The 21,266-nt window shown below is 71.1% G+C and carries 18 protein-coding genes; 5 read left to right on the top strand and 13 right to left on the bottom strand.

What is annotated here, in order from left to right; genetic code table 11:
- Positions 1-98: 98 nt before the first annotated feature.
- Positions 99-707 carry a TetR/AcrR family transcriptional regulator gene (locus ABZX90_RS04615; RefSeq protein ID WP_355201455.1) on the bottom strand — a complete coding sequence of 203 codons (609 nt, stop codon included), beginning with the start codon at positions 705-707 and terminating at the stop codon, positions 99-101.
- A 108-nt stretch (positions 708-815) separates the two neighbouring features.
- Between ABZX90_RS04615 and ABZX90_RS04610 the strand changes: the two genes are divergently transcribed.
- Entirely contained in the window at positions 816-2,297 is a 1,482-nt protein-coding gene (locus ABZX90_RS04610; protein ID WP_355201453.1) for a cytochrome P450, read from the top strand.
- A gap of 81 nt (positions 2,298-2,378) precedes the next feature.
- On the opposite strand, the gene ABZX90_RS04605 is transcribed toward ABZX90_RS04610, so the two are convergent.
- Complete coding sequence (locus tag ABZX90_RS04605) at positions 2,379-3,242, bottom strand: pentapeptide repeat-containing protein (RefSeq protein ID WP_355201452.1); 864 nt, start codon at positions 3,240-3,242, stop codon at positions 2,379-2,381.
- A gap of 131 nt (positions 3,243-3,373) precedes the next feature.
- Between ABZX90_RS04605 and ABZX90_RS04600 the strand changes: the two genes are divergently transcribed.
- Positions 3,374-4,321, top strand: coding sequence for an SDR family oxidoreductase (locus ABZX90_RS04600; protein ID WP_355201450.1), 948 nt, complete (start codon positions 3,374-3,376; stop codon positions 4,319-4,321).
- 3 nt (positions 4,322-4,324) lie between these two features.
- On the opposite strand, the gene sigJ is transcribed toward ABZX90_RS04600, so the two are convergent.
- The 11 genes from sigJ to ABZX90_RS04545 all read right to left on the bottom strand — a co-directional run bounded on the left by sigJ (position 4,325) and on the right by ABZX90_RS04545 (position 15,768).
- Positions 4,325-5,227, bottom strand: a complete 903-nt coding sequence (gene sigJ / locus ABZX90_RS04595) for an RNA polymerase sigma factor SigJ (RefSeq protein ID WP_351120261.1) — start codon at positions 5,225-5,227, stop codon at positions 4,325-4,327.
- Positions 5,228-5,277: 50 nt separating this feature from the next.
- Positions 5,278-6,111 (bottom strand): enoyl-CoA hydratase/isomerase family protein, encoded by an 834-nt coding sequence (locus tag ABZX90_RS04590; protein ID WP_355201448.1) that lies wholly within the window; start codon positions 6,109-6,111, stop codon positions 5,278-5,280.
- A gap of 80 nt (positions 6,112-6,191) precedes the next feature.
- Positions 6,192-6,473, bottom strand: coding sequence for a hypothetical protein (locus ABZX90_RS04585; protein WP_351120258.1), 282 nt, complete (start codon positions 6,471-6,473; stop codon positions 6,192-6,194).
- Between the two features lie 140 nt (positions 6,474-6,613).
- Positions 6,614-7,915, bottom strand: a complete 1,302-nt coding sequence (locus ABZX90_RS04580; protein ID WP_355201768.1) for an alpha/beta fold hydrolase — start codon at positions 7,913-7,915, stop codon at positions 6,614-6,616.
- 135 nt (positions 7,916-8,050) lie between these two features.
- Complete coding sequence (locus tag ABZX90_RS04575) at positions 8,051-9,076, bottom strand: LacI family DNA-binding transcriptional regulator (RefSeq protein ID WP_351120256.1); 1,026 nt, start codon at positions 9,074-9,076, stop codon at positions 8,051-8,053.
- A 76-nt stretch (positions 9,077-9,152) separates the two neighbouring features.
- Complete coding sequence (locus ABZX90_RS04570; protein WP_355201445.1) at positions 9,153-10,577, bottom strand: BNR repeat-containing protein; 1,425 nt, start codon at positions 10,575-10,577, stop codon at positions 9,153-9,155.
- A 60-nt stretch (positions 10,578-10,637) separates the two neighbouring features.
- Positions 10,638-10,958: an L-rhamnose mutarotase gene (locus ABZX90_RS04565; RefSeq protein WP_351120253.1), complete on the bottom strand. Its 321-nt coding sequence runs from the start codon at positions 10,956-10,958 to the stop codon at positions 10,638-10,640.
- Between the two features lie 88 nt (positions 10,959-11,046).
- Complete coding sequence (gene rhaS, locus ABZX90_RS04560) at positions 11,047-12,132, bottom strand: rhamnose ABC transporter substrate-binding protein (RefSeq protein ID WP_355201443.1); 1,086 nt, start codon at positions 12,130-12,132, stop codon at positions 11,047-11,049.
- Positions 12,133-12,169: 37 nt separating this feature from the next.
- Positions 12,170-13,162: an ABC transporter permease gene (locus ABZX90_RS04555; protein WP_355201441.1), complete on the bottom strand. Its 993-nt coding sequence runs from the start codon at positions 13,160-13,162 to the stop codon at positions 12,170-12,172.
- Complete coding sequence (locus ABZX90_RS04550) at positions 13,155-14,195, bottom strand: ABC transporter permease (RefSeq protein WP_355201439.1); 1,041 nt, start codon at positions 14,193-14,195, stop codon at positions 13,155-13,157. The genes ABZX90_RS04555 and ABZX90_RS04550 overlap by 8 nt, the downstream gene beginning before the upstream one ends.
- 55 nt (positions 14,196-14,250) lie before the next feature.
- Positions 14,251-15,768: a sugar ABC transporter ATP-binding protein gene (locus ABZX90_RS04545; RefSeq protein ID WP_355201437.1), complete on the bottom strand. Its 1,518-nt coding sequence runs from the start codon at positions 15,766-15,768 to the stop codon at positions 14,251-14,253.
- Positions 15,769-16,158: 390 nt separating this feature from the next.
- Here ABZX90_RS04545 and rhaI point away from each other — a divergent pair, with 390 nt between their 5' ends.
- From rhaI to ABZX90_RS04530, 3 genes are all read left to right on the top strand, one after another.
- Positions 16,159-17,319, top strand: a complete 1,161-nt coding sequence (gene rhaI / locus ABZX90_RS04540; RefSeq protein ID WP_351120243.1) for an L-rhamnose isomerase — start codon at positions 16,159-16,161, stop codon at positions 17,317-17,319.
- A gap of 411 nt (positions 17,320-17,730) precedes the next feature.
- Complete coding sequence (locus ABZX90_RS04535) at positions 17,731-19,770, top strand: bifunctional aldolase/short-chain dehydrogenase (protein ID WP_355201435.1); 2,040 nt, start codon at positions 17,731-17,733, stop codon at positions 19,768-19,770.
- A 5-nt stretch (positions 19,771-19,775) separates the two neighbouring features.
- Positions 19,776-21,251 carry a rhamnulokinase family protein gene (locus tag ABZX90_RS04530; RefSeq protein ID WP_355201433.1) on the top strand — a complete coding sequence of 492 codons (1,476 nt, stop codon included), beginning with the start codon at positions 19,776-19,778 and terminating at the stop codon, positions 21,249-21,251.
- The last annotated feature ends 15 nt before the right edge of the window (positions 21,252-21,266 follow it).

The following is a 21,266-nucleotide window of genomic DNA, read 5'->3' as shown; positions in this document are numbered from 1 at the left end:
GGCTTGCCTAACCTATCGAAGATCAGGGCGTACGCCAACCACGCCTCACCAAGGTGTCAGCACGTCCTGCGGAATCCGTCCGCCGAACGGGACGGGATTCAGGGTGTGATCGCGCCGAGAAGCGCCCGAGCGCACAGATCCCGCACCTGGGCACGGGTCAGATCCGCGCCCCGCAGCCACTCCAGACACACGGCCGTGGTGAAGGCCAGCCACCCGCGGACGGCGATACGGAGTTCAAGACAGTCCTCGGACTCCCGGCCGAGTTCGGGATCCGCCGCCAGCGCCTGAAGGATCTGCAGCTCCTGCGCGGCCAGCGCCTGCTGATAGACCCTGCGCACGGCCTGGTCACCGGCCGCGTCGGCGCGGTGGAAGGCACGGAACCCGTGCGCGTGCTCCTCGACGTACCCGAGGAAGGTGTCCAGGCCCGCGCCGAGCTGCTCGCGCACCGGAACGCCGGGCACCGCCGCGGTCATCCGCAGCATCCGCCCGCTCTCCCGCTCGACCACGGCGGCGAAGAAGTCCCGCTTCGTCGGAAAGTAGTGGTACAGCAGACCGCGCGAGACTCCGGCGATCTCGGCGACCTGCTCGATCCACACCTCGTCGTACGGGCTCTCCGAGAACAGACGGGCACCGACCGACAGCAGCTGCTCCCGGCGCTCCTCGGTACTGAGCCGCCGACGGGCGCGCTCCCCCTGCTTCCCTGCCATGCCCGCACTTTACTTGACGTCGGTTCAACAAGGGGCCCAGACTGAACGACGCTATTGAACTCGCGTACAACAGAGTCAACCTGCCGGAGACACAAGGGAGATGGCGTCATGGCGGAGACGACGGAGGCCGCGCGGCCCAAGGGGTTCCGCAGCGCGGAACTGGGCTGGCCGGAGCTGCACCGCATTCCGCACCCGCCGCGCCGCGTGCCCCTGGTCGGTGATGTGATCGGCGCCGACATCCGTTCGCCGTTGCAGGACTCCATGAAGTTCGGGCGGCAGCTCGGACCGATCTTCCGGCGCAGGGCCTTCCGCAACGAGATCGTCTTCGTCTGGGGCGCGGATCTCGCCGCCGAACTGGCCGACGAGTCGCGGTTCGCGAAGCATGTGGGCCTGGGGGTCGCCAATCTCCGTCCGGTGGCCGGCGACGGACTGTTCACCGCCTACAACCACGAGCCCAACTGGCAGTTGGCGCACGACGTCCTCGCCCCCGGTTTCAGCCGCGAGGCCATGGAGGGCTACCACCCGATGATGCTGGCCGTGACCGAGCGGCTGACGGACCGCTGGGACCGGGAGCGGGCGGCGGGGCGCGCGGTGGACGTGCCCGGCGACATGACGAAGCTGACGCTGGAGACGATCGCCAGGACCGGCTTCGGCCATGACTTCGCCTCCTTCGAGCGCTCCCGGCCACACCCCTTCGTGAACGCGATGGTGGGCACGCTGACCTACGCGCAACGCCTCAACGTCGTCCCGGTACCGCTGGCTCCGCTCCTCCTGCGGGGCGCCTCCCGACGCAACGCGGCGGACATGGCCTACCTCAACCGCACGGTCGACGCGGTGGTCGCCTCCCGCCGCACCGCCGGCGGCGACGGGGATCTGCTCGACCGCATGCTGGAGACGGCGCACCCGGAGACCGGGGAGCGCCTGACCCCCGAGAACATCCGCCGCCAGGTCATCACCTTCCTGATCGCCGGCCACGAGACCACCTCGGGTGCCCTCTCCTTCGCCCTGCACTACCTCGCCCGGCACCCGGACGTCGCCGGCCGCGCCCGCGCCGAGGTCGACCGCGTCTGGGGCGGCACGGACCGGCCGGGCTACGACCAGGTCGCCAAGCTCCGCTACGTCCGCCGGGTCCTCGACGAGTCGCTGCGCCTGTGGCCGACGGCGCCGGCGTTCGCGCGCGAGGCCCGGCAGGACACCCTGCTCGGCGGCGTCCACCCGATGCGGCAGGGGGCCTGGGCGCTGGTCCTCACCGCGATGCTCCACCGGGACCCGGAGGTGTGGGGGGCCGACGCGGAGGAGTTCGACCCGGACCGCTTCGACGCGAAGGCGGTGCGGGCCCGGCCCGCGCACACTTTCAAGCCGTTCGGCACCGGGGCGCGCGCCTGTATCGGCCGCCAGTTCGCGCTGCACGAGGCGACGCTGGTCCTCGGACTGCTGCTGCGCCGCTACGACCTGAGGCCCGAGCCGGACTACCGGCTGCGGGTGGCCGAGCGGCTGACCCTGATGCCGGAGGGCCTGCGCCTGCACCTCGAACCGCGTACGCCTGGGGTGCCGGAGCGGGAGGTGCCCGCGGCCCGTGCGGCCGGATGAGGTCCCGCTCCCGGCCCGGGCAGGTCTCCCGCCGGGTGCGGTCCCGCTCGTCCCGCTCCCGGTCCGGTGTGCGTCCCCGCGTCAGCCCCGAGCGGTCCAGTGGCCGGGGCGTTCGACCGATTCCGGGATTTGGGTGCCGACGCTGCCACGTGCCGCGTTCAGCTGCGGCTGGGTGAGGAAGAAGGCTCCGGTCAGATCGGCGTCGGTGAGATCGGCGTCCCTGAGATCGGCACCGATCATGTCGGCGCCCCGCAGATCGGCCCCGGTCAGATCGGCGGCGATCAGGTAGGCGCCGCGCAGACTCGCGCCCCGCAGGTCGGCGCCCTTGAGGCGGGCGCCCATCAGATCGGCGCCGCGGCGGTCCTTCTTCCTGCCCCCGCCGAACCCCGCCCGTACGAGCTCACTGGTACGCAGCAGCACTTCGTTGACCTCCTGCCGGTGCGCGCCCACATCCAACTCGCCGAGTTCCTCAGGGGTCTGCCGCGTCAGGCGCTCCGTCGCGGCGAGCAGGCGCCGGACGTCGGCGTGCACCGGGCGCGCCGCGGGGAGCGTCAGCGCCTCGTTCAGGTACCAGAGCAGTTCATGGAGCGCGCGTACGACGGGGAAGACGTCGAACATCTGCCGGGCGCGGTTCCGGGAGCCCGAACGCCAGTCGACGCCGCCGAACGTCACCTGGGAGACCTGCTGCCCGGCACCGAAGCAGTCGTAGACCGTGCAGCCCGTGAAGCCCGTCTCGCGCAGCCGGGTGTGGATACCGCACCGGAAGTCGCTCTTCAGATTCGGGCAGGGCCGGCCCGCGTCCTTGTCGATCGCGAAGTCGGCCGAGCGGGCGAAGGGCAGGGCGACGCAGCACAGTCCGAAGCACTGACCGCAGTCGGCTCGCAGTTCGAGCCGCGGGTCCGAGGCCGTGATGTCATCGATGTCGTCGATGTCGTCTTCGCGCATGTCCCCAGCCTACTGAGCCGGGAGGCGCCCCCTGAACTGCGCCGACTCGATGAGCTGGACCAACCATGCCCGAGGTGATCCTTACGGTCGTTGTCTGGATGTTTGACGGCGCACCGGGTATCGAGAGCGCCATGGATTCCACAGCGCTCCCCGGTCTCCCCGCTCCTCCCCCGCTGGGCGCGAGCGCCCTGCCGCCCGGGACGTACGACGGCTCGCTGGTGCTGGTCACCGGTGGCGGCACCGGACTCGGGAGGGCGATCGCGGCGGAGTTCGCCCGGCTGGGCGCCGATCTGCTGATCGTCAGCCGACGCGAGCGGCATCTCGCGCCCGCCCGGGAGGAGTTGGCGAAGCTGGGCACCCGGGTGACATCGGCGGTGTGCGACATCCGGGACCCGAAGCGCGTCTCCGAGGTGTTCGACGGGTGCGCGCTGCCCGACGTTCTGGTCAACAACGCGGCCGCCAACTTCCCCGTCCCCACGGAGGACATGTCCCCGAACGCCTGGCAGGCGGTCGTCGACATCACGCTCACGGGAACGTTTCTGATGACCCGTGAGTTCGGGCGGCGGCATCTGGCCGCGGGCACACCGGGGTCGGTCATCGACGTCGGCGCGTCCTACGCCTGGACGGGCGGCCCCGGTTTCGCGCACAGCGCGGCGGCCAAGGCGGGCGTGGAGAGCCTCGTGCGGACCCTGGCCGTGGAGTGGGGCCCGTACGGCATCCAGGTCAACGGTCTGGTTCCCGGGCTGATGCCGCACGCGGACATGACGGACGACATCCGCGGCAACCTGGCCCGGGCCGCGGGCGGCGCGGGCGACGCGGGCAGCGGGCGCAGCGGGCGCAGTCCGGACGACGAGGTCGGCGCGGGGCGCGGCGCGCACGACCGGCGCCAGCCCGCCCTGCGCGTCGGCGCACCTCGCGAACTCGGCTGGGCGGCCACCTTTCTGGCGTCCCCCTACGCGCGTTTCATCACCGGCCACACGCTGGTGGTGGACGGCGCGAACTGGCAGCGCAGAGAGCTCGTCAGCCCGCCGGTGACGCCGGTGCGGGACCAACTGGAGCGCGGTCCCTTCACCGGCTGACCGTCAGTCCCCCGCCCCCGCGAGGTCGAGCCGGTCGAGCCGCTCGGGGTCGGCAAGGATGTACATCGCGACGATCCTGTCGTCGGCGACGGTGACGCCCATGACCGACAGCGGGCGGCCGTCGACGAGCGCGACGACGCCCACCTCCCCGTTGACCAGGACGAGCCGCGAACTCGCCGCGAACCGCGCGAAGGTGAGTGCCTGCCGGGCCACGGCCGCAGCGCCGCGCACCAGCTTGGAGGCGGCCGCGCCACCGACCAGCGGGCCCGCGTCGGCGCGCAGCACGACATCGGGGTCGAGGACGGCGACAAGGGCCTCGAAGTCCCCGCCTCGCGAGGCCGCGAGGAAGGCGTCGAGGACCTTCCGCTGCCGGGTGACATCCCGCTCGGGCTCCGGGGCGGCTCCCTTGACGCGGCGGCGCGCCCGGCTCGCGATCTGGCGGGTGGCGGCCGGTGAGCGGCCCACGATGGGCGCGATGTCGTCGAAGGGCACCGCGAACATGTCGTGCAGCACGAAGGCGAGCCGCTCGACGGGCTCCAGCGTCTCCAGGACCACGAGGAGGGCGAGCCCGACCGAGTCGGCCAGCAGCACCTCCTGTTCGGGGTCGATCCGGTCCAGCGGGCTGAGGACGGGGTCGGGGACGAAGGTGCCGGAGGGCTCCAGGGGGTCCTCGCGGCGCGCGGTGCGCGAGCGCAGCATGTCCAGGCACACCCGGCCGACCACGGTGGTCAGCCAGCCGCCCAGGTTCCTGATCTCGTCCGGGTCGTCGGTGCGGCCGAGCCTCAGCCAGGCCTCCTGGACCGCGTCGTCCGCCTCGCTGAGCGATCCCAGCATCCGGTAGGCCACCGCCCTGAGCCGTCCCCGGTGCGCCTCGAACCGGTCCGCGAGGAGTTCACGGTCGTCCATCGGTCCCCCTGCCTCGTCGTACGGAACAGTGACCGATCAAAACATGCCGGTCACTTTCCCTCGAAGCGAGGCGCGCGGCGGGCGCCCTTGGCCGCGTAGCCCTCTCCCGCGTCGTCCGAGGTCAGCGTGAGCGCGGCCGACAGGGCGGTCCGGTCGAGGGCCGCGGCGAGTCCGGCGTCGGCGTACGCGTCGATGTCGTGCTTGACGCCCTGCACGGCGAGCGGCCCGTTCCCCGCGATCTCCGCTGCGACAGCGCGGGCTGTCTGCTCCAATGCGCCTTCTCCGGCGACGACTTGGACGAGATGCAGGCGTTCGGCCGTCGTCGCGTCCAGCCGCCTCCCGGTGAGCGCGAGGAACTTCGCCCACCCCGCGCCCGCCTCGCGCGCGATCCGCAGATCTCCGCCGGCGTCGACCGCCAGCCCCAACTGGGCCTCGGGCAGGGCGAACACGGCGTCGCCGGAGGCGATCCTGATGTCCGCCATGAGCGCCAGTTCGAACCCGAAACCGAGGCAGTAGCCCTGCACGGCCGCGACAACGGGCTGCGGGAGCCGTGCGAAGGCCTCGAAGCGCTCGTGGGCCCAGCGGATGCCCTCGTAGTAGGCGCGGGCCCGCTCGGCACCCGAGCGGCCGGTGATCGCGCCGCCCGGAGCGCTCACGTCGATCCCCGCGCAGAAGGCGCGCCCCTCGGCCCGCAGCAGGACCACCCGGATCGACGCGTCGAAGCGGATCCGGTCGGCGAACAGGCCGAGTTGGCGCGTGGACTCCCAGCTCCACGCGTTGAGTTTCGCCGGGCGGCAGAGGGTGAGGACGCCGATGCCGCCCTCGACGTCGAGGCGCAGCCGCTCCTCGCCCTGTGGGATGTCCGTACGCGTGGTGTCGATCATCCGTGCCTCCTCGGCATTCTGACAGATCGTCAGAATCCTAGGAGGCGCCGCCCACCGGATGAAGGGGCCTAGGAATGCCGTTACACGACCAGGGAGTTGTGGATCTCGACCACCGCCGTGTCGAACGGAGGCAGGCCGAGGTCCTGCGCGGCGGGCGCGATGACCTCCGCCTCGAACCGCCGGTAGGCGTCCTCCGATTCCCATACGTCGACGACCTGGAAGCCACCCGAAGCGAGGGGCGCGCTGTAGTGGGCGACGAGCCCGGTGGGCGGTTTCGCGCGGTCCGGGATCACCCGCTCGAAAATGGTGTCGTAGAGCTTCTGGTTCCACGCCGCACTCTGGTTGTGCACCAGAACAGTCATGCCGGTCCTCGATCCACAGACGACTTCATGTCGTCTGCGACGCTATGTCCGCGTCCGGTCGTCGGCGACCGGTGACGGACACGGCTGCGCCGTCCGGCGGAACCCGTCGGCGGGGCCGGACGGCGCGGGGTGCGGACCTGTCAGACCTCGTCGCGGGTGAGCGCCAGCAGGCGGTCCAGGACGCGCGGGCCGCCGGCCCGTACCCCGTCGTGCTCGAACTCGTCGGTCACCCAGGTGCGCAGGCCCCGGACGGCACGCGCGGTGCGCAGGGAGTGTTCGGCGTCGACGTACATGTCGTCGTGGTAGACCGCCGCCGCGACGGGTACCTCGTTCGCGGCGAGGCGGGCCGGGTCGTACAGCGGCGCCCAGTCGGTGCGGGCGGCCAGTTCCTCGGCGGTCTCCCGCAGCGGGCGCAGCGCCGGGTCGGTCTCGAAGGTCCAGGGGTGCACGGACTCGCCGGTGAAGAGCAGCGGTCCGTCGTCCGCGAGGGTCTTGGCCGCGTCGAACTGCGGGAACTCGGAGCGCACCCGCTCGGCGGACCATGCGGTGGGGCTGCCGCCCTGGGCGTAGCAGGCCTCGTGGACCAGCGCGTACAGGGGGTGACCCGCGTACGAGAGCAGGCCTTGGACCTCCTCCTGGAAGGAGTCGGAGAGCGCGGGGCCCTGCGGGGTGCGGACGAAGGCGTCCTCCAGCAGGTAGTGCAGGCGGTGACTGCCCTCGCTGCCGCCCAGGAGGATGCCCAGCGACTGGAATGCCTCGGCGGTCAGGCGGTAGCCGCCGCTCAGGACCGGCTCGTGCTGGAGCAGGTACTCCGCGATCCTGCGGGCGCGCTCGACGTCCTGCGGGTAGCGCGCGTAGTGCGCGGCGACCTTGCGCTCGATGCGCGGGTACGCGGCACGGTAGACGTCGTCCGCGTGCCCGTCGAGGGTGGGCAGACCGCCGGTGATGACGGCGGCGCTCAGCCCTTCGGGGGCGCTGGACAGGTAGTGCACGCTGCAGAATCCGCCGAAGCTCTGGCCGAGGACGGTCCAGGGCGCGCCGCCGGTGAGCCGGGGCCGGATGGCCTCGCAGTCGCGGACGATGGAGTCGGCGCGGAAGAGCGCGAGGTAGTCGGCCTGCTCGCGGGGGCCGCCGCGCAGCGGGAGTGTCTGCCGGTTGGCGGGCGTGGAGTGTCCGGTGCCGCGCTGGTCCAGCAGCAGGACACGGAAGTCCTTCAGGGCCCGGCCGAGCCAGGCCTGCTGCCCGACGAAACGATTCGCCCCGAAGCCGGGGCCACCCTGGAGATAGACCAGCCAGGGCAGGTCCTGGTGCGCTTTGTCGCTCGCGACGGCCTCGCGGGCGAACAGTTCGATGGTCTCGCCCGCCGGGTGGTCATGGTCGAGGGGCACGGTGAAGCGGTGGTCGGTGAGGACGACACCGGGCTGGCGGTAGCTGACGGTCAACAGGGCTCCCGAGACGTACGGATTCCAGGCTGCGTCCCAGTTGAGCACATCCTCCCCTGGCTCCGCGGCCCGGGGATCAAGAAAATGAACTGAACAGTGACTCAGCAGGCCGACGACGGGGAACTGAACCGCTGCTCAGCGCGCTGCCAGGCTGGAGTGGCGCACCACCAGCTCCGGCTGGAGCACGACCCGCCGGTGTTCGTGCGGCGTGGGCGCGGTCTCCGCCTCGATCTCCTCCAGGAGCAGCTCCGCGGCCAGGGCGCCCATGGTCACGGCGGGCTGGCGTACGGAGGTGAGCGGGACGGCCGCGGCGGCGGCGAACTCGATGTCGTCGTAGCCGACGATCGCGAGGTCGTCGGGTACGCCGACGCCGGCCGCGTACATGGCCTGCAGGACGCCGAGCGCGAGCAGGTCGTTGGCGCAGAAGACGGCGGTGGGCCGCTCGGCGAGGCCGAGGAGCCGGGCGCCGGCGTCGCGCCCGGCGGCCACGTCGAGGCGCTCGGTCGGCAGCTCGCGCAGATTGCCCGGGCCGAGGCCCGCCTCGGCCAGGGCGTTCAGTGCGCCGGTGCGGCGGTCCCTGACCTGGCTGAGGCCGGGCGGTCCGCTGACGTACGCGATCGAACGGTGTCCCGCGTCGACGAGGTGCCGGACGGCGAGCGCACCGCCCGCCACGTCGTCGACCGAGACCGAGCACTCGGTGGTGCCGTCGGCGACCCGGTCGACCAGCACGAACGGGATGCCGTTGCGGCGGAACGCCTCGATGTTGCGACCGCTGGCGTCGGAGGGGGTCAGCAGCACCCCGCGCACCCGCTGCTCGGCGAAGAGCGACAGATAGTCGGCCTCCTCGCTCGGGCTCTGCGCGCTGTTGCAGACCATCACCCCGAGTCCGGCGTCCCGTGCGGCGCGCTCGGCGCCGCGCGCGACGTCCACGAAGAACGGGTTGCCCATGTCGAGGACGAGAAGCCCCATGATCCGGCTGCTCCCGGCCCGCAGTTGGCGTGCCGACTCGCTGCGTACATAGCCGAGCCGGTCGATTGCGGACAGGACGCGCGCCCGCGTCTCGGAGGCCACCGAGTCGGGGCGGTTGATCACGTTCGAGACCGTGCCGACGGAGACTCCGGCGGCACGGGCGACGTCCTTGATACCCACCGACTGGGCCATCAGGCGGGAACCTCCAGGAGAACGAGAAGCGGCAGGCAGGCCCTCACATTACCCGCGAGCGGGCCGGAACCAGTGGTCATGCGGGCAGCCGGAAATCGATGACGTGCAGGGCCGAGGGCGTGGTCCCGCTGGACCTCTCCTGGTACATCACGGACAGGATTCCGTCCTGGGGGACGCGCGTCTCGTCGATCACGACCTCGCCGAAGGCGTTCAGGCCGCTGCCGTCGAACAGGAGCTTCCAGTCGGTGTGTCCGGAGGACTTCGAGGCGCCGGCGATCCGCCCGAACGGCATGATCGCGTAGGCGTTGTCGTATCGGTCCAGGACCAGTCTGGTGCGCTGGCTGGAGTTGAGGGCGACCGGGATCTCGGTCTTGGTCCAGCCGCCCGAGGCGTTCTTGCGCAGGTGGAAGGCGCGGCCGTTGGCCGTGCGGTCCGTGACGTAGTTGGTGGTGCACTGTCCGAAGCGCCCGGGCACATAGCTGATGATCGCGTGCGGCAGGCCCGCCGAGTCGGTGGCCTGGCTCTCCTGGTTCATCAGGGAGTGGTCGGGGTTGAGGGAGTCGACGACGAGCCCGGCGTCGGTGACGGCGACGGTGTCGGAGCTTCCGGTGGTGCCGACGACGGTGCCCGCGTCGTTGCGCCAGCTGCGGCCCCGGTCGGTGGAGTAGACGTATCCGGTGTCGTGGTTGGTGATGCCGCCGGCGTTGCACATCACGGCCGCGTTCTGCTCGCGCCAGGTGAAGAAGGAGTGCAGCCGGCCGTTGAGGTCGTAGTCGATCCCGTGCAGATACATGTTGCGGGCCGTGCTCGACCCGTGGGAGCTGGTGTACGTCCCCGTCGAGGCGGACCATTCGCCGAGCGCGGTCCAGGCCGAACCGTTGTACTCGGCAAGGGCGTTGCGTCCGTTCCCGGAGACGCCGACGCGGTAGCTGAGTTGGAGTCCGCCGGCCGGGGTCGCGACGAACTGCGGATAGGTGAACTGGGTGGTGAGCGCGAGCCCGTCCAGGGAGGTCTGGACGGCCCCGAGGACGGCGGCGGTCCAGGTCGTCGACGCGGGGTTGTCGAGCAGCCCGGCCACCGACTTGACGTAGAAGAAGCCGTCGCTGTGCGAGTCCATGGCCAGGTGCAGCCGGCCGTCGGTCCTGGAGACGCCCATGGAGATGACGTTGTGGGAGTCGTCGCTCTTGAGCTTGTGGCCGATCGTGATCTTGGACCAGGTGGTGGCACCGAGCGCGCGGCGGGCGAGGACCGCGCTGCGGTCGGCGGTGTACCAGACCGCGTACTGGTAGCCGCGGTAGGTCAACAGGCCGTTCTTCTGGAACGAGTTGTTGTTGACCAGACCGTCGTAGGAGACGAAGTAGATGGCCTGGGAGTCGAGTTGGGTGGTGCCGGTCTGGGTGACGGAGGGGCCGGGGTCGGCCGCTCGCGCCGTCCCCGTGGTGAGGGCGGGGCCCGCCACGGCGCCCAGCAGGGCTGTCGTCAGCACGGTGCGTCGTCTCATCTGCGGGCTCCTCGGTCGGGCTGCGGGCGGGCGGGTCAGACAGGGGTTCAGGCGGGCTGTTCAGGCGAGATGGAACACTTCGGTGAGGGGCTTCATAACCTCGTCGGGTCTGGCGCCGTCCAGCGATGTGAAGAACGGCGCCATCTCCGTCTGCCAACGGGCATTGACGTCGGTGGCCTCCATGGCGGCCCGCGCGGCCGCGAAGTCCTCGGTCTCCAGGTAGCCGACCAGCAGGCCGTCCTCGCGCAGGAAGAGCGAGTAGTTGTGCCAGCCGGTGGCCGAGAGCGCGTCGAGCATCTCGGGCCACACGGCGGCGTGCCGCTCGCGGTACTCGTCGAGGCGGTCCGCACGGACCTTCAGCAGAAAGCACACGCGTTGCATCAATGACCCTCCGGGCCCGGGAGTCGGTCCGGCGAGACCGTCAGGACGCCAGAATGTGAGGACGTCAGCAGGTCGGACCGTCGGACCGTCAGAAGTTGAACTGGTCGATGTTCTTGGCGTCGAAGACGGTCGGCTTGCCGAGGCTGATCACGCCGTCCTTGCCGATGGTGAAGGAACCCATGTCGCCGGCCTTGAAGGTCTCGCCCTCCTTGCCGGTGATCTGGCCCGAGGACAGCGCCACGGCCGTACGGGCGGCCAGCTCGCCGAGCTTCGCCGGGTCCCACAGCTCGAAGCCCTCGACGGTGCCGTTCTTGACGTACTTGCGCATGTCGTTGGGGGTGCCGAGGCCGGTCAGCTTGACCTTGCCCTTGTACTTGGAGCCGGACAGGTACTGTGCGGCGGCCTTGATGCCGACGGTGGTCGGGGAGATGATCCCGGCGAGCTTGGGGTGCTCCTGGAGCAGGCCCTGGGTCTGCTGGAAGGACAGCTGGGCCTCGTCGTTGCCGTAGGCGACCTTGACCAGCTTGACGTCCTTGTACTTGGGGTCCTTCAGCTCCTCCTTCATGAAGTCGATCCAGGTGTTCTGGTTCGTCGCGGTCTGCCCGGCGGACAGGATCGCGATCTCGCCCTTGTAGTCGATCTGCTTCGCGAGCAGCTGCACCTCGGTGCGGCCCAGGTCCTCGGCGCTCGCCTGAGAGACGAAGGCGTTGCGGCAGTCGGCCTTGGTGTCGGAGTCGTAGGTGACGACCTTGATCTTGTTCGTCATGGCCTGCTTGAGCGCGGTGCACAGGGCACCCGGGTCCTGCGCGGAGACCGCCATCGCGTCGACCTGCTGCTGGGTGAGCGTGTTGACGTAACTCACCTGGCCGCTGGTGTCGGTGGCGCTGTTGGTGCCGACCTCCTTGTACTTCGAGCCCAGTTCGGTCAGCGCCTTCTCGCCGCCCTTGTCGGCGGAGGTGAAGTACGGGTTGTTGACCGCCTTGGGCAGGAAACCGACGGTCAGCCCCTTCTTGGTGGCCGCGTTGGGGTCGGCCTTGGCACCGGCGGCGGTGTTGGAGCCGCCCGAGTCCTTGACGTCGTTCTTGGTGGTGCCGCCGCAGGCGCTGACGGCCAGGGCGAGGGAGGTGACGGCGGCGAGCGCCGCGCAGGTGCGGCGGATCGATGACTTGCGCATGGCTGAGGGTTCCTTTACGAGGGTGAGCGGAGCGGGGTTACGAGATCGGAGTCGAGGCGGCTCTGCGGCCCGCCCTCGCTACGGAGATCTGCCGTGCGACCCGGGGGCCGAGCACGGAGACGACGAGCAGAACGCCGGTCACGACGATCTGCGACTGCGCGGAGACATTGAGAAGGCTCATCACGTTCTGCAGCGCGCCGAGCAGGAAGACTCCCGCGATCGCGCCGCCGAGCGTGCCCTTGCCGCCGTCGAAGTCGATACCGCCGAGCAGGACGGCGGCCACGACGGAGAGTTCGAGCCCGGTGGCGTTGTCGTAGCGGGCGCTGGCGTAGTGCAGGGCCCAGAACACGCCGGTCAGGGAGGCCATGAGGCCGGTCGCGACGAACAGGAGCAGTTTCTGCCGCTTGACCCTGATGCCGGCGAACCGGGCGGCTTCCTCGTTGGCGCCGATCGCGAACGCCGAGCGCCCGAAGGGGGTGGCGTGCAGCACGACGACGGCGACGGCGAGCAGCACCAGGAAGAGCGGGAGTGCCTGCGGGACGAAGGTGTCCCCGATGCGTCCGGCCGCGAAGTCCTGGTACTGGGTGGGGAAGTCGGTGACCGCGTCGGAGCCGAGCACGATCTGCGCGATGCCCCGGTAGGCGGCGAGCGTGCCGATGGTGACGGCGAGGGACGGCAGTCCGAGCCGGGTCACGAGCAGGCCGTTGACCAGCCCGCACACGACACCGAGCAGGAGACAGAGCGGGATGATCGTCTCGATCGACATGCCCTGGTTCCACAGGGCACCCATCACCGAGCCGGAGAGCCCGGCCGTGGAGGCGACGGACAGGTCGATCTCGCCGGCCGCCACGAGCAGGGTCATCGGCAGGGCGATCAGCGCGATCGGCAGGGTGTTGCCGATCAGGAACGACAGGTTGAGGGCGTTGCCGAAGCCGTCCACGAGGAAGAAGGAGAAGAGGAGCAGGACGATGAGGAGGGCGCCGACGACCGTGTCCCAGCGGACGGCGCGCGCGAGAGCGGAGTCAGCCATGGCGGGCGTTCCTCTTCTTCAGGGCGGAGGCCACGCGCAGCGCGACGATCCGGTCGACCGCGATGGCGAGGATGAGCAGGATGCCGTTGATGGCGAGGACCCAGACGGAGCTGACGCCGAGGGCGGGCAGGACGCTGTTGATGGAGGTGAGCAGCAGGGCGCCGAGCGCGGCTCCGTAGACGCTGCCGGAGCCGCCGGTGAAGACGACACCGCCGACCACGACGGCGCTGACGACGGTCAGTTCGTATCCGGTTCCGGTGCCGGAGTCGACGTTGCCGAACCGGGCGAGGTAGAGGGCGCCGGCCAGTCCGGCGAGGCCGCCGCAGACGACGTACGCGGTCAGCAGGCGGTTGCGGACCGGGATTCCGGCCAGGCGCGCGGCCTCCGGGTTGGAGCCGAGCGCGTACAGTTCGCGGCCGCTGCCGAAGTGTTTGAGGTAGTAGGCGGTGACCACCAGGACGGCCACGGCGATCAGCGCGAGATACGGGACCGCCGTGATGCCGCCGGAGCCGAAGTCGACGAAGCCGCCGGGCAGGTCGGCCGCGGTGATCTGGCGGGAGCCGACCCAGATGGAGTCGATGCCGCGGATGATGTAGAGCGTGCCGAGGGTGACGACGAGCGCGGGTACCTGACCGAGGCTGACGAGCAGTCCGTTGACCAGTCCGCAGCCGATGCCGAGGAGCACCGCGAGGAACACCGCGACGACGGGGTTGCCGCCGCCCTGCAGATAGGTGCCGGCCGCGAAGGCGCTGATGCCGAGGGTCGAGCCGACCGACAGGTCGACGTTGCGGGTGATGACGACGAGGGACTGGCCGGTGGCGACCAGCACGAGGATGGTCGCGTTCAGCAGCAGGTCCTTGATCCCCTGCTCGGAGAGGAACTCGCTGTTGCCCATCTGGGTGATGACGATCATCACCAGGAAGACGGCCAGGATGGCGAGTTCGCGCATCTTGAAGACACGGTCCACCAGCCGGGTGCCGCTCGACCTGGGCACCTCGGTGGCGGGGGCGGGGGTGGGCGCGGTCACCGTCATGCGGCGGCCCTCCGGGGGATGATCGGGGTCATTCGGGCAGCCCTCTCGATGGCTGTCATGCGGCGGCCCTCCCGGTGGCAGCGGCCATCACGGATTCCTCGGTGGCTTCGGAACGTGGGATCTCGGCGGTGAGCCGCCCCTCGTGCATCACGAGTACGCGGTCGGCCATGCCGAGGATCTCGGGCAGATCGGAGGAGATCATCAGCACGGCCACCCCGTCGGCGGCCAACTCGCTGAGCAGCCGGTGCACTTCGGCCTTGGTGCCGACGTCGATGCCCCGCGTCGGCTCGTCGACGATCAGCACCTTCGGGCCGGTGGCAAGCCACTTGGCGAGGACGACCTTCTGCTGGTTGCCGCCGGAGAGCGTGGAGACGGTGTCGGCGATCCGGGCGTACTTCACCTGGAGCTTGACCGCCCAGTCGAGGGAGCGGCTGCGCTCGGCCCCGCGGTCCATCAAGCCCGCCCTGACCGTCGAACGCAGCCCGGTCAGGCCGATGTTGCGCTCGATGGACATGCCCATCACCAGGCCCTGGGCGCGCCGGTCCTCGGGGACGAGGGCCAGTCCGGCGGCCATGGCGGTGGAGGGGGCGCCGTTCGTCAGCGCCCTGCCGTCGACCTCCACCACTCCGGCGTCCCAGCGGTCCACGCCGAACACGGACCGCGCGACCTCGGTGCGGCCGGCGCCGACGAGCCCGGCGAGTCCGACGATCTCGCCGCGCCGGACGTCGAAGGAGACGTCGGTGAAGACACCCTCCCGGGTCAGCCGGCGCACGCTCAGGGCGACTTCGCCCGCCTGGACGTCCTGCTTGGGGTAGAGCTCGTCGAGGTCGCGGCCGACCATCCGGCGTACGAGGTCGTCCTCCGTCAGGCCCTCCAGCGGCTCGCTGGATATCAGGGCCCCGTCGCGCAGGGTGGTGACGCGCCCGCAGATCTGGAAGATCTCTTCGAGCCGGTGCGAGATGAACAGCACCGCCGAGCCCTGTTCGCGCAGGGTGCGGACCACGCCGAACAGCCGGGCCACCTCGCTGCCGGTGAGGGCGGCGGTCGGCTCGTCCATGATCAGGACGCGGGCGTCGAAGGAGAGTGCCTTGGCGATCTCGACGATCTGCTGGTCGGCGATGGACAGACCGCGCGCCGGGCGCTCAGGGTCGAGTTCGACGCCGAGGCGCTTCATCAGGGCTGCGGTCGCCGCGTGGGTCGCCTTGTGGTCGATGCGGCCGAGCGCCCGCCGGGGCTGGCGGCCCATGAAGATGTTCTCGGCGATGGAGAGGTCGGGGAAGAGCGTGGGCTCCTGGTAGATCACCGCGATGCCCGCGTCGCGGGCGTCGGCGGGGCCGTGGAAGACGGTGGGTTCGCCGTCCAGCAACACCTGGCCGGCGTCCGGTCGGTGCACGCCGGCGAGCGTCTTGATGAGGGTCGACTTGCCCGCGCCGTTCTCTCCGGCGAGCGCGTGCACCTCGCCGGGGAACAGTTCCAGGGACACGTCCCGCAGGGCGCGTACGGCGCCGAAGGACTTCGAAAGGTCCTTCAGCGCCAGTACCGGGGCCGGTCCCGTGTCGGACGGGTGGGTCATGAGGGGCTCCTCGACGACGGCGGCGGGACGGCCCCCACAGCGTCGTGAAAGGTTTCAATTGGGTTGCCGGGACGTTAGGCATGTCACCCAGGTCGCGTCAATGGGTTCGTGTCGAAATTCTTCGACGACCATGTGTCACAACAGAGTCACGGCGAACGGTCCGCACCGGAGGGGTTGACAGCCCTTCGGAGGGCTCATAACTTCACCTCCTGAATCGTTTCAGACGTTGTGTTCAGGAGGCCCGGTGAGCAGCACCGCGGGAAGCCCTTCGGGAGGCCCCTTGGAGAGGCCTTCGGAGAGCCCTCGGGAAGCGCCCCGGAGAGCCGTCTCGCAGCGGTTCAGGAAGCCGTTGAACAAGCCGTTGCCATTCGAAGTCGTAGGAGTCCCGAAGTGACCGAGTTCGCCGCGGTGAAGGCCGCGCTCAAGACCCAGGCCGTCGAGACGCCGTCGTGGGCGTACGGGAACTCGGGAACCCGATTCAAGGTGTTCGCGCAACCGGGCGTGCCCCGGACCCCTCAGGAGAAGCTGGACGACGCGGCCAAGGTGCACGAGTTCACCGGCGCGGCCCCGACCGTCGCGCTGCACATCCCGTGGGACAAGGTCGACGACTATGCGGCGCTGGCGAAGCACGCCGAGGAGCGCGGCCTGAAGCTCGGCGCCATCAACTCCAACACGTTCCAGGACGACGACTACCGGCTCGGCTCGGTCTGCCACCCGGACGTGGCGGTGCGCCGCAAGGCCGTCGGTCACCTGCTCGAATGCGTCGACATCATGGACGCGACGGGTTCCCAGGACCTGAAGCTGTGGTTCGCCGACGGCACGAACTATCCGGGCCAGGACGATCTCCGTGAGCGCCAGGACCGGCTGGCCGAGGCACTGGCGCAGGTCTACGCGCGGCTCGGCGACCACCAGCGGATGCTGCTGGAGTACAAGTTCTTCGAGCCCGCCTTCTACGCGACGGACGTCCCCGACTGGGGCACGGCGTACGCGCACTGCCTCAAGCTCGGCCCCAAGGCGCAGGTCGTGGTCGACACCGGGCACCACGCGCCCGGCACCAACATCGAGTTCATCGTCGCCACGCTGCTGCGCGAGGACAAGCTCGGCGCGTTCGACTTCAACTCCCGCTTCTACGCCGACGACGACCTGATGGTGGGCGCGGCCGACCCCTTCCAGCTGTTCCGGATCATGTACGAGGTGATCCGCGGCGGCGGATTCTCCCCGGACGTCGCCTTCATGCTCGACCAGTGCCACAACATCGAGGCGAAGATCCCGGCGATCATCCGGTCGGTGATGAACGTCCAGGAGGCCACGGCCAAGGCTCTCCTCGTCGACCGCGCCGCGCTCGCCGAGGCACAGCGGGCCGGCGACGTACTGGCCGCGAACGCCGTGGTGATGGACGCGTACAACACGGACGTACGCCCGCTGCTGGCCGAGGTCCGCACCGAGCTGGGGCTCGACCCCGACCCGGTCGCCGCGTACCACCGCTCCGGGTGGGCGGAGCGGATCGCCGCCGAGCGGGTGGGTGGGCAGCAGGCGGGGTGGGGGGCCTGAGCGGCGCGTCCCGCGTGAGCGTCGCCGTCGCCCGGCCGTCGGCCTCGCCCGACCATGCGGCTGCCCGAGCTGTGCGGTTGGCCGACCGCTGGTCTAGCCCGGCCTCGGGGTCCAGCCCGGCCTCCGGGTTTAGCCCGGCCTCGGGGTCCCGCCAGGGCTCGGGTCTAGCTCGGCCTCCAGGTCCCGCCCGGCCTCCGGGTTCCGCCCGGGCTCCGGGTCCCGTCGGCCCGCTGCGGGTGGGTCGCGGGGCGTGGGCCCGGCCGGTCTCCGCGGCTCATGTGCCCGCTGCCGGTGGGTCGCGGACCGCGGGCCGTAGTGAGCCGGTCGCGCAGTTCCCCGCGCCCCTGACGGGGCGCTCCTCCTCGGGTTCGTCCCCCAGTGCACGTACACACTCTCCCTAAGGACCAGGACATGGCACCCCATCCCGAAGCCGCCGCTCTGCTCGCCCGGTCGCGCCGGCTCGGCGCCGATCCCCGCAACACCAACTACGCGGGCGGCAACACCTCCGCGAAGGGCACCGACACCGACCCCGTGACCGGCGGCGACGTGGAGCTGATGTGGGTGAAGGGGTCCGGCGGCGACCTCGGCACTCTCACCGAGGCCGGGCTCGCGGTGCTGCGCCTCGACCGGCTCCGGGCGATGACCGAGGTGTACCCGGGCGTCGAGCGCGAGGACGAGATGGTCGCCGCGTTCGACTACTGCCTGCACGGCAAGGGCGGCGCCGCGCCTTCCATCGACACGGCGATGCACGGGCTCGTCGACGCCCCGCACGTCGATCATCTGCACCCCGACTCGGGGATCGCGCTCGCCTGCGCGGCGGACGGGGAGAAGCTGACCGCCGAGTGCTTCGGCGACAGCGTGGTGTGGGTGCCGTGGCGCCGGCCCGGTTTCCAGCTCGGTCTGGACATCGCGGCGGTCAAGGAGGCCAACCCGGGGGCCGTCGGCTGTGTCCTCGGCGGCCACGGCATCACCGCGTGGGGCGCCACCGCCGAGGAGTGCGAGCGCAACTCGCTGCACATCATCCGCACCGCCGAGGCCTTCCTCGCCGACCGCGGGAAGGCGGAACCGTTCGGACCCGTCGTCGAGGGGTACGAGGCACTCGCCCCGGCGGACCGCCGCGAGCGGGCCGCCGCCCTCGCGCCGCACATCCGGGCCATCGCCTCCCAGGACCGTGCGCAGGTCGGCCACTTCACCGACTCGGACGAGGTGCTGGACTTCCTCGCCCGCGCCGAGCACCAGAGGCTCGCGGCGCTCGGCACCTCGTGCCCGGACCACTTCCTGCGCACCAAGGTCAGGCCGCTCGTCCTGGACCTGCCGCCGACCGCCTCCCTGGACGACGCGCTCACCCGGCTGGGGGAGCTGCACGCCGAGTACCGCGTGGAGTACGCGGCCTACTACGAGCGGCACGCGCTGCCCGACTCCCCCGCGATGCGCGGCGCGGACCCGGCGATCGTCCTGGTCCCCGGGGTCGGCATGTTCTCCTTCGGCAAGGACAAGCAGACGGCGCGCGTGGCGGGCGAGTTCTACGTCAACGCGATCAACGTGATGCGGGGCGCCGAGGCCGTCTCGACGTACGCGCCGATCGAGGAGTCGGAGAAGTTCCGCATCGAGTACTGGGCGCTGGAGGAGGCCAAGCTCCAGCGCATGCCGAAGCCCAAGCCGCTGACCACCCGGGTGGCGCTGGTGACGGGCGCGGGCAGCGGGATCGGCAGGGCCATCGCCGAGCGGCTGGTGGCGGAGGGCGCGTGTGTCGTGATCGCGGACCTCAACGCCGAGGGTGCCGAGCGGGTCGCCGCCGAACTCGGCGGTGCCGACAAGGCCGTCGCCGTCGGCGTGGACGTCACCTCCGAGGAACAGATCGCCGAGGCCTTCAAGACGGCGGTGCTGGCCTTCGGCGGTGTCGACCTGGTGGTCAACAACGCGGGCATCTCCATCTCCAAGCCGCTGCTGGAGACCACCGCGAAGGACTGGGACCTCCAGCACGACATCATGGCCCGCGGCTCCTTCCTCGTCTCGCGCGAGGCGGCCGGGGTGATGATCGCCCAGGAACTGGGCGGCGACATCGTCTACATCGCGTCCAAGAACGCGGTCTTCGCCGGCCCCAACAACATCGCCTACTCCGCGGCCAAGGCCGACCAGGCCCATCAAGTACGGCTCCTGGCAGCCGAGTTGGGCGCGCACGGCATCCGGGTCAACGGCGTCAATCCCGACGGGGTGGTGCGCGGCTCGGGCATCTTCGCGGGCGGCTGGGGCGCGCAGCGGGCGGCGACGTACGGCATCGAGGAGGCGAAGCTCGGCGAGTTCTACGCCCAGCGGACCATCCTCAAGCGGGAGGTGCTCCCGGAGCATGTCGCGAACGCCGTGTTCGCGCTGACGGGCGGGGATCTGACGCACACCACGGGACTGCACGTCCCGGTCGACGCCGGCGTCGCCGCCGCGTTCCTGCGATGACGTCGATGAGCACCCCGCACACCTCCTCCGCGCACACCTACTCCGCGCACTCCTTCGCCGCGGTCGACCTCGGCGCGTCCAGCGGGCGCGTCATGGTCGGCCGCGTCGGCCCGGACACCCTCGACCTGACCGAGGCGTACCGCTTCCCGAACCGGCCGGTCCGGGTCCCCGACGGGCTGCGCTGGGACATCCTGGCGCTGTACGCGGGTGTTCTCGACGGGCTGCGCGAGGCCGGGCAGGTCGACTCCGTCGGCATCGACAGCTGGGCGGTGGACTACGGCCTGCTGGACGCGGACGGAGCGCTGCTCGGCAATCCGGTGCATTACCGCGACGCCCGCACGGAGGGCGTCGCGGAGAAGGTGTGGGCGAGTGTGCCCGCCGCCGAGCTGTACGCGGCGACCGGGCTGCAGTACGCGCCCTTCAACACCCTGTACCAACTGACGGCCGCCCGCTCCTCCGCCCAACTCGCCTCCGCGAAGCGCCTGTTGCTCGTCCCGGATCTGCTGTCCTACTGGCTCACGGGCGAGGCGGGCACCGAGCTCACCAACGCCTCCACCACCCAGCTGATCGATCCGCGGACCCGCGACTGGTCGTACGGTCTCGCGGAGCGGCTCGGCATCGACCTCGGGCTGTTCGCGCCGCTGCGCCGGCCCGGAGATCCGGCCGGGACGCTGCTGCCGCACGTGCTGGAGGAGACCGGGAGGACCGGCCCGGTGCCGGTGACGACGGTCGGTTCGCACGACACCGCCTCGGCCGTGGCAGCCGTTCCCGCCACCGGGGAGCGGTTCGCGTACATCTGCACCGGCACCTGGTCCCTGGCCGGCCTGGAGCTGGACGCTCCCGTGCTCACCGAGGCGAGCCAGGACGCCAACTTCACCAACGAGCTGGGCCTGGACGGCACGGTCCGCTATCTGCGCAACATCATGGGGCTGTGGCTGCTCCAGGAGTGCGTACGCGAATGGGGCCACCCCGACCTGGGTGAACTCCTCACGGCCGCCGCCGGGGTGGCGCCGCTGCGCTCCGTCGTGGACGCGGGCGACCCGGCGTTCCTCGCGCCGGGCCGGATGCCGGCGCGGATCGCGGACGCCTGCCGCGAGTCGGGGCAGCCGGTGCCCGAGTCCCGCGCCGAGATCACCCGCTGCATCCTCGACTCCCTCGCGCTCGCGCACCGCCGGGCGATCGCGCGGGCACAGGCCCTGGCCGACCATCCGGTCGACGTCGTGCACATCGTGGGCGGCGGCACCCGCAACGAGCTGCTGTGCCGGCTCACCGCCGACGCCTGCGGGCTGCCGGTCGTGGCGGGCCCGGCGGAGGCCGCCGCGCTCGGCAACGTCCTCGTCCAGGCGCGGGCGCACCGACTGGTCGGCGACCGTGCGCAGATGCGCGCATTGGTGGCCCGCACCCAGCCCCTGCGCCGCTACGAGCCGCGGGGCGACACGGCGGCGTGGCGCGCGGCCGAGGCGAGGCTCGGCGCGCCGTGAAACGCCCCGTGAAGC

Origin of the sequence: Streptomyces sp. NPDC002935, from assembly GCF_040611295.1 — a bacterium.
Classification (GTDB): Bacteria; Actinomycetota; Actinomycetes; order Streptomycetales; family Streptomycetaceae; genus Streptomyces.
This window is presented reverse-complemented; position numbering and strand designations above follow the sequence as displayed.

What these genes read in the sequence shown, in the direction of transcription:
- sigJ (WP_351120261.1), bottom strand. Translation starts at nt 5,227, where the DNA reads ATGGACGACCGTGAACTCCTCGCGGACCGGTTCGAGGCGCACCGGGGA.
- ABZX90_RS04570 (WP_355201445.1), bottom strand. Translation starts at nt 10,577, where the DNA reads ATGAGACGACGCACCGTGCTGACGACAGCCCTGCTGGGCGCCGTGGCG.
- ABZX90_RS04555 (WP_355201441.1), bottom strand. Translation starts at nt 13,162, where the DNA reads ATGGCTGACTCCGCTCTCGCGCGCGCCGTCCGCTGGGACACGGTCGTC.
- rhaS (WP_355201443.1), bottom strand. Translation starts at nt 12,132, where the DNA reads ATGCGCAAGTCATCGATCCGCCGCACCTGCGCGGCGCTCGCCGCCGTC.
- ABZX90_RS04615 (WP_355201455.1), bottom strand. Translation starts at nt 707, where the DNA reads ATGGCAGGGAAGCAGGGGGAGCGCGCCCGTCGGCGGCTCAGTACCGAG.
- ABZX90_RS04545 (WP_355201437.1), bottom strand. Translation starts at nt 15,768, where the DNA reads ATGACCCACCCGTCCGACACGGGACCGGCCCCGGTACTGGCGCTGAAG.
- ABZX90_RS04575 (WP_351120256.1), bottom strand. Translation starts at nt 9,076, where the DNA reads ATGGCCCAGTCGGTGGGTATCAAGGACGTCGCCCGTGCCGCCGGAGTC.
- ABZX90_RS04605 (WP_355201452.1), bottom strand. Translation starts at nt 3,242, where the DNA reads ATGCGCGAAGACGACATCGACGACATCGATGACATCACGGCCTCGGAC.
- ABZX90_RS04535 (WP_355201435.1), top strand. Translation starts at nt 17,731, where the DNA reads ATGGCACCCCATCCCGAAGCCGCCGCTCTGCTCGCCCGGTCGCGCCGG.
- ABZX90_RS04550 (WP_355201439.1), bottom strand. Translation starts at nt 14,195, where the DNA reads ATGACGGTGACCGCGCCCACCCCCGCCCCCGCCACCGAGGTGCCCAGG.
- ABZX90_RS04590 (WP_355201448.1), bottom strand. Translation starts at nt 6,111, where the DNA reads ATGATCGACACCACGCGTACGGACATCCCACAGGGCGAGGAGCGGCTG.
- ABZX90_RS04600 (WP_355201450.1), top strand. Translation starts at nt 3,374, where the DNA reads ATGGATTCCACAGCGCTCCCCGGTCTCCCCGCTCCTCCCCCGCTGGGC.
- ABZX90_RS04585 (WP_351120258.1), bottom strand. Translation starts at nt 6,473, where the DNA reads ATGACTGTTCTGGTGCACAACCAGAGTGCGGCGTGGAACCAGAAGCTC.
- ABZX90_RS04530 (WP_355201433.1), top strand. Translation starts at nt 19,776, where the DNA reads ATGAGCACCCCGCACACCTCCTCCGCGCACACCTACTCCGCGCACTCC.
- ABZX90_RS04610 (WP_355201453.1), top strand. Translation starts at nt 816, where the DNA reads ATGGCGGAGACGACGGAGGCCGCGCGGCCCAAGGGGTTCCGCAGCGCG.
- ABZX90_RS04565 (WP_351120253.1), bottom strand. Translation starts at nt 10,958, where the DNA reads ATGCAACGCGTGTGCTTTCTGCTGAAGGTCCGTGCGGACCGCCTCGAC.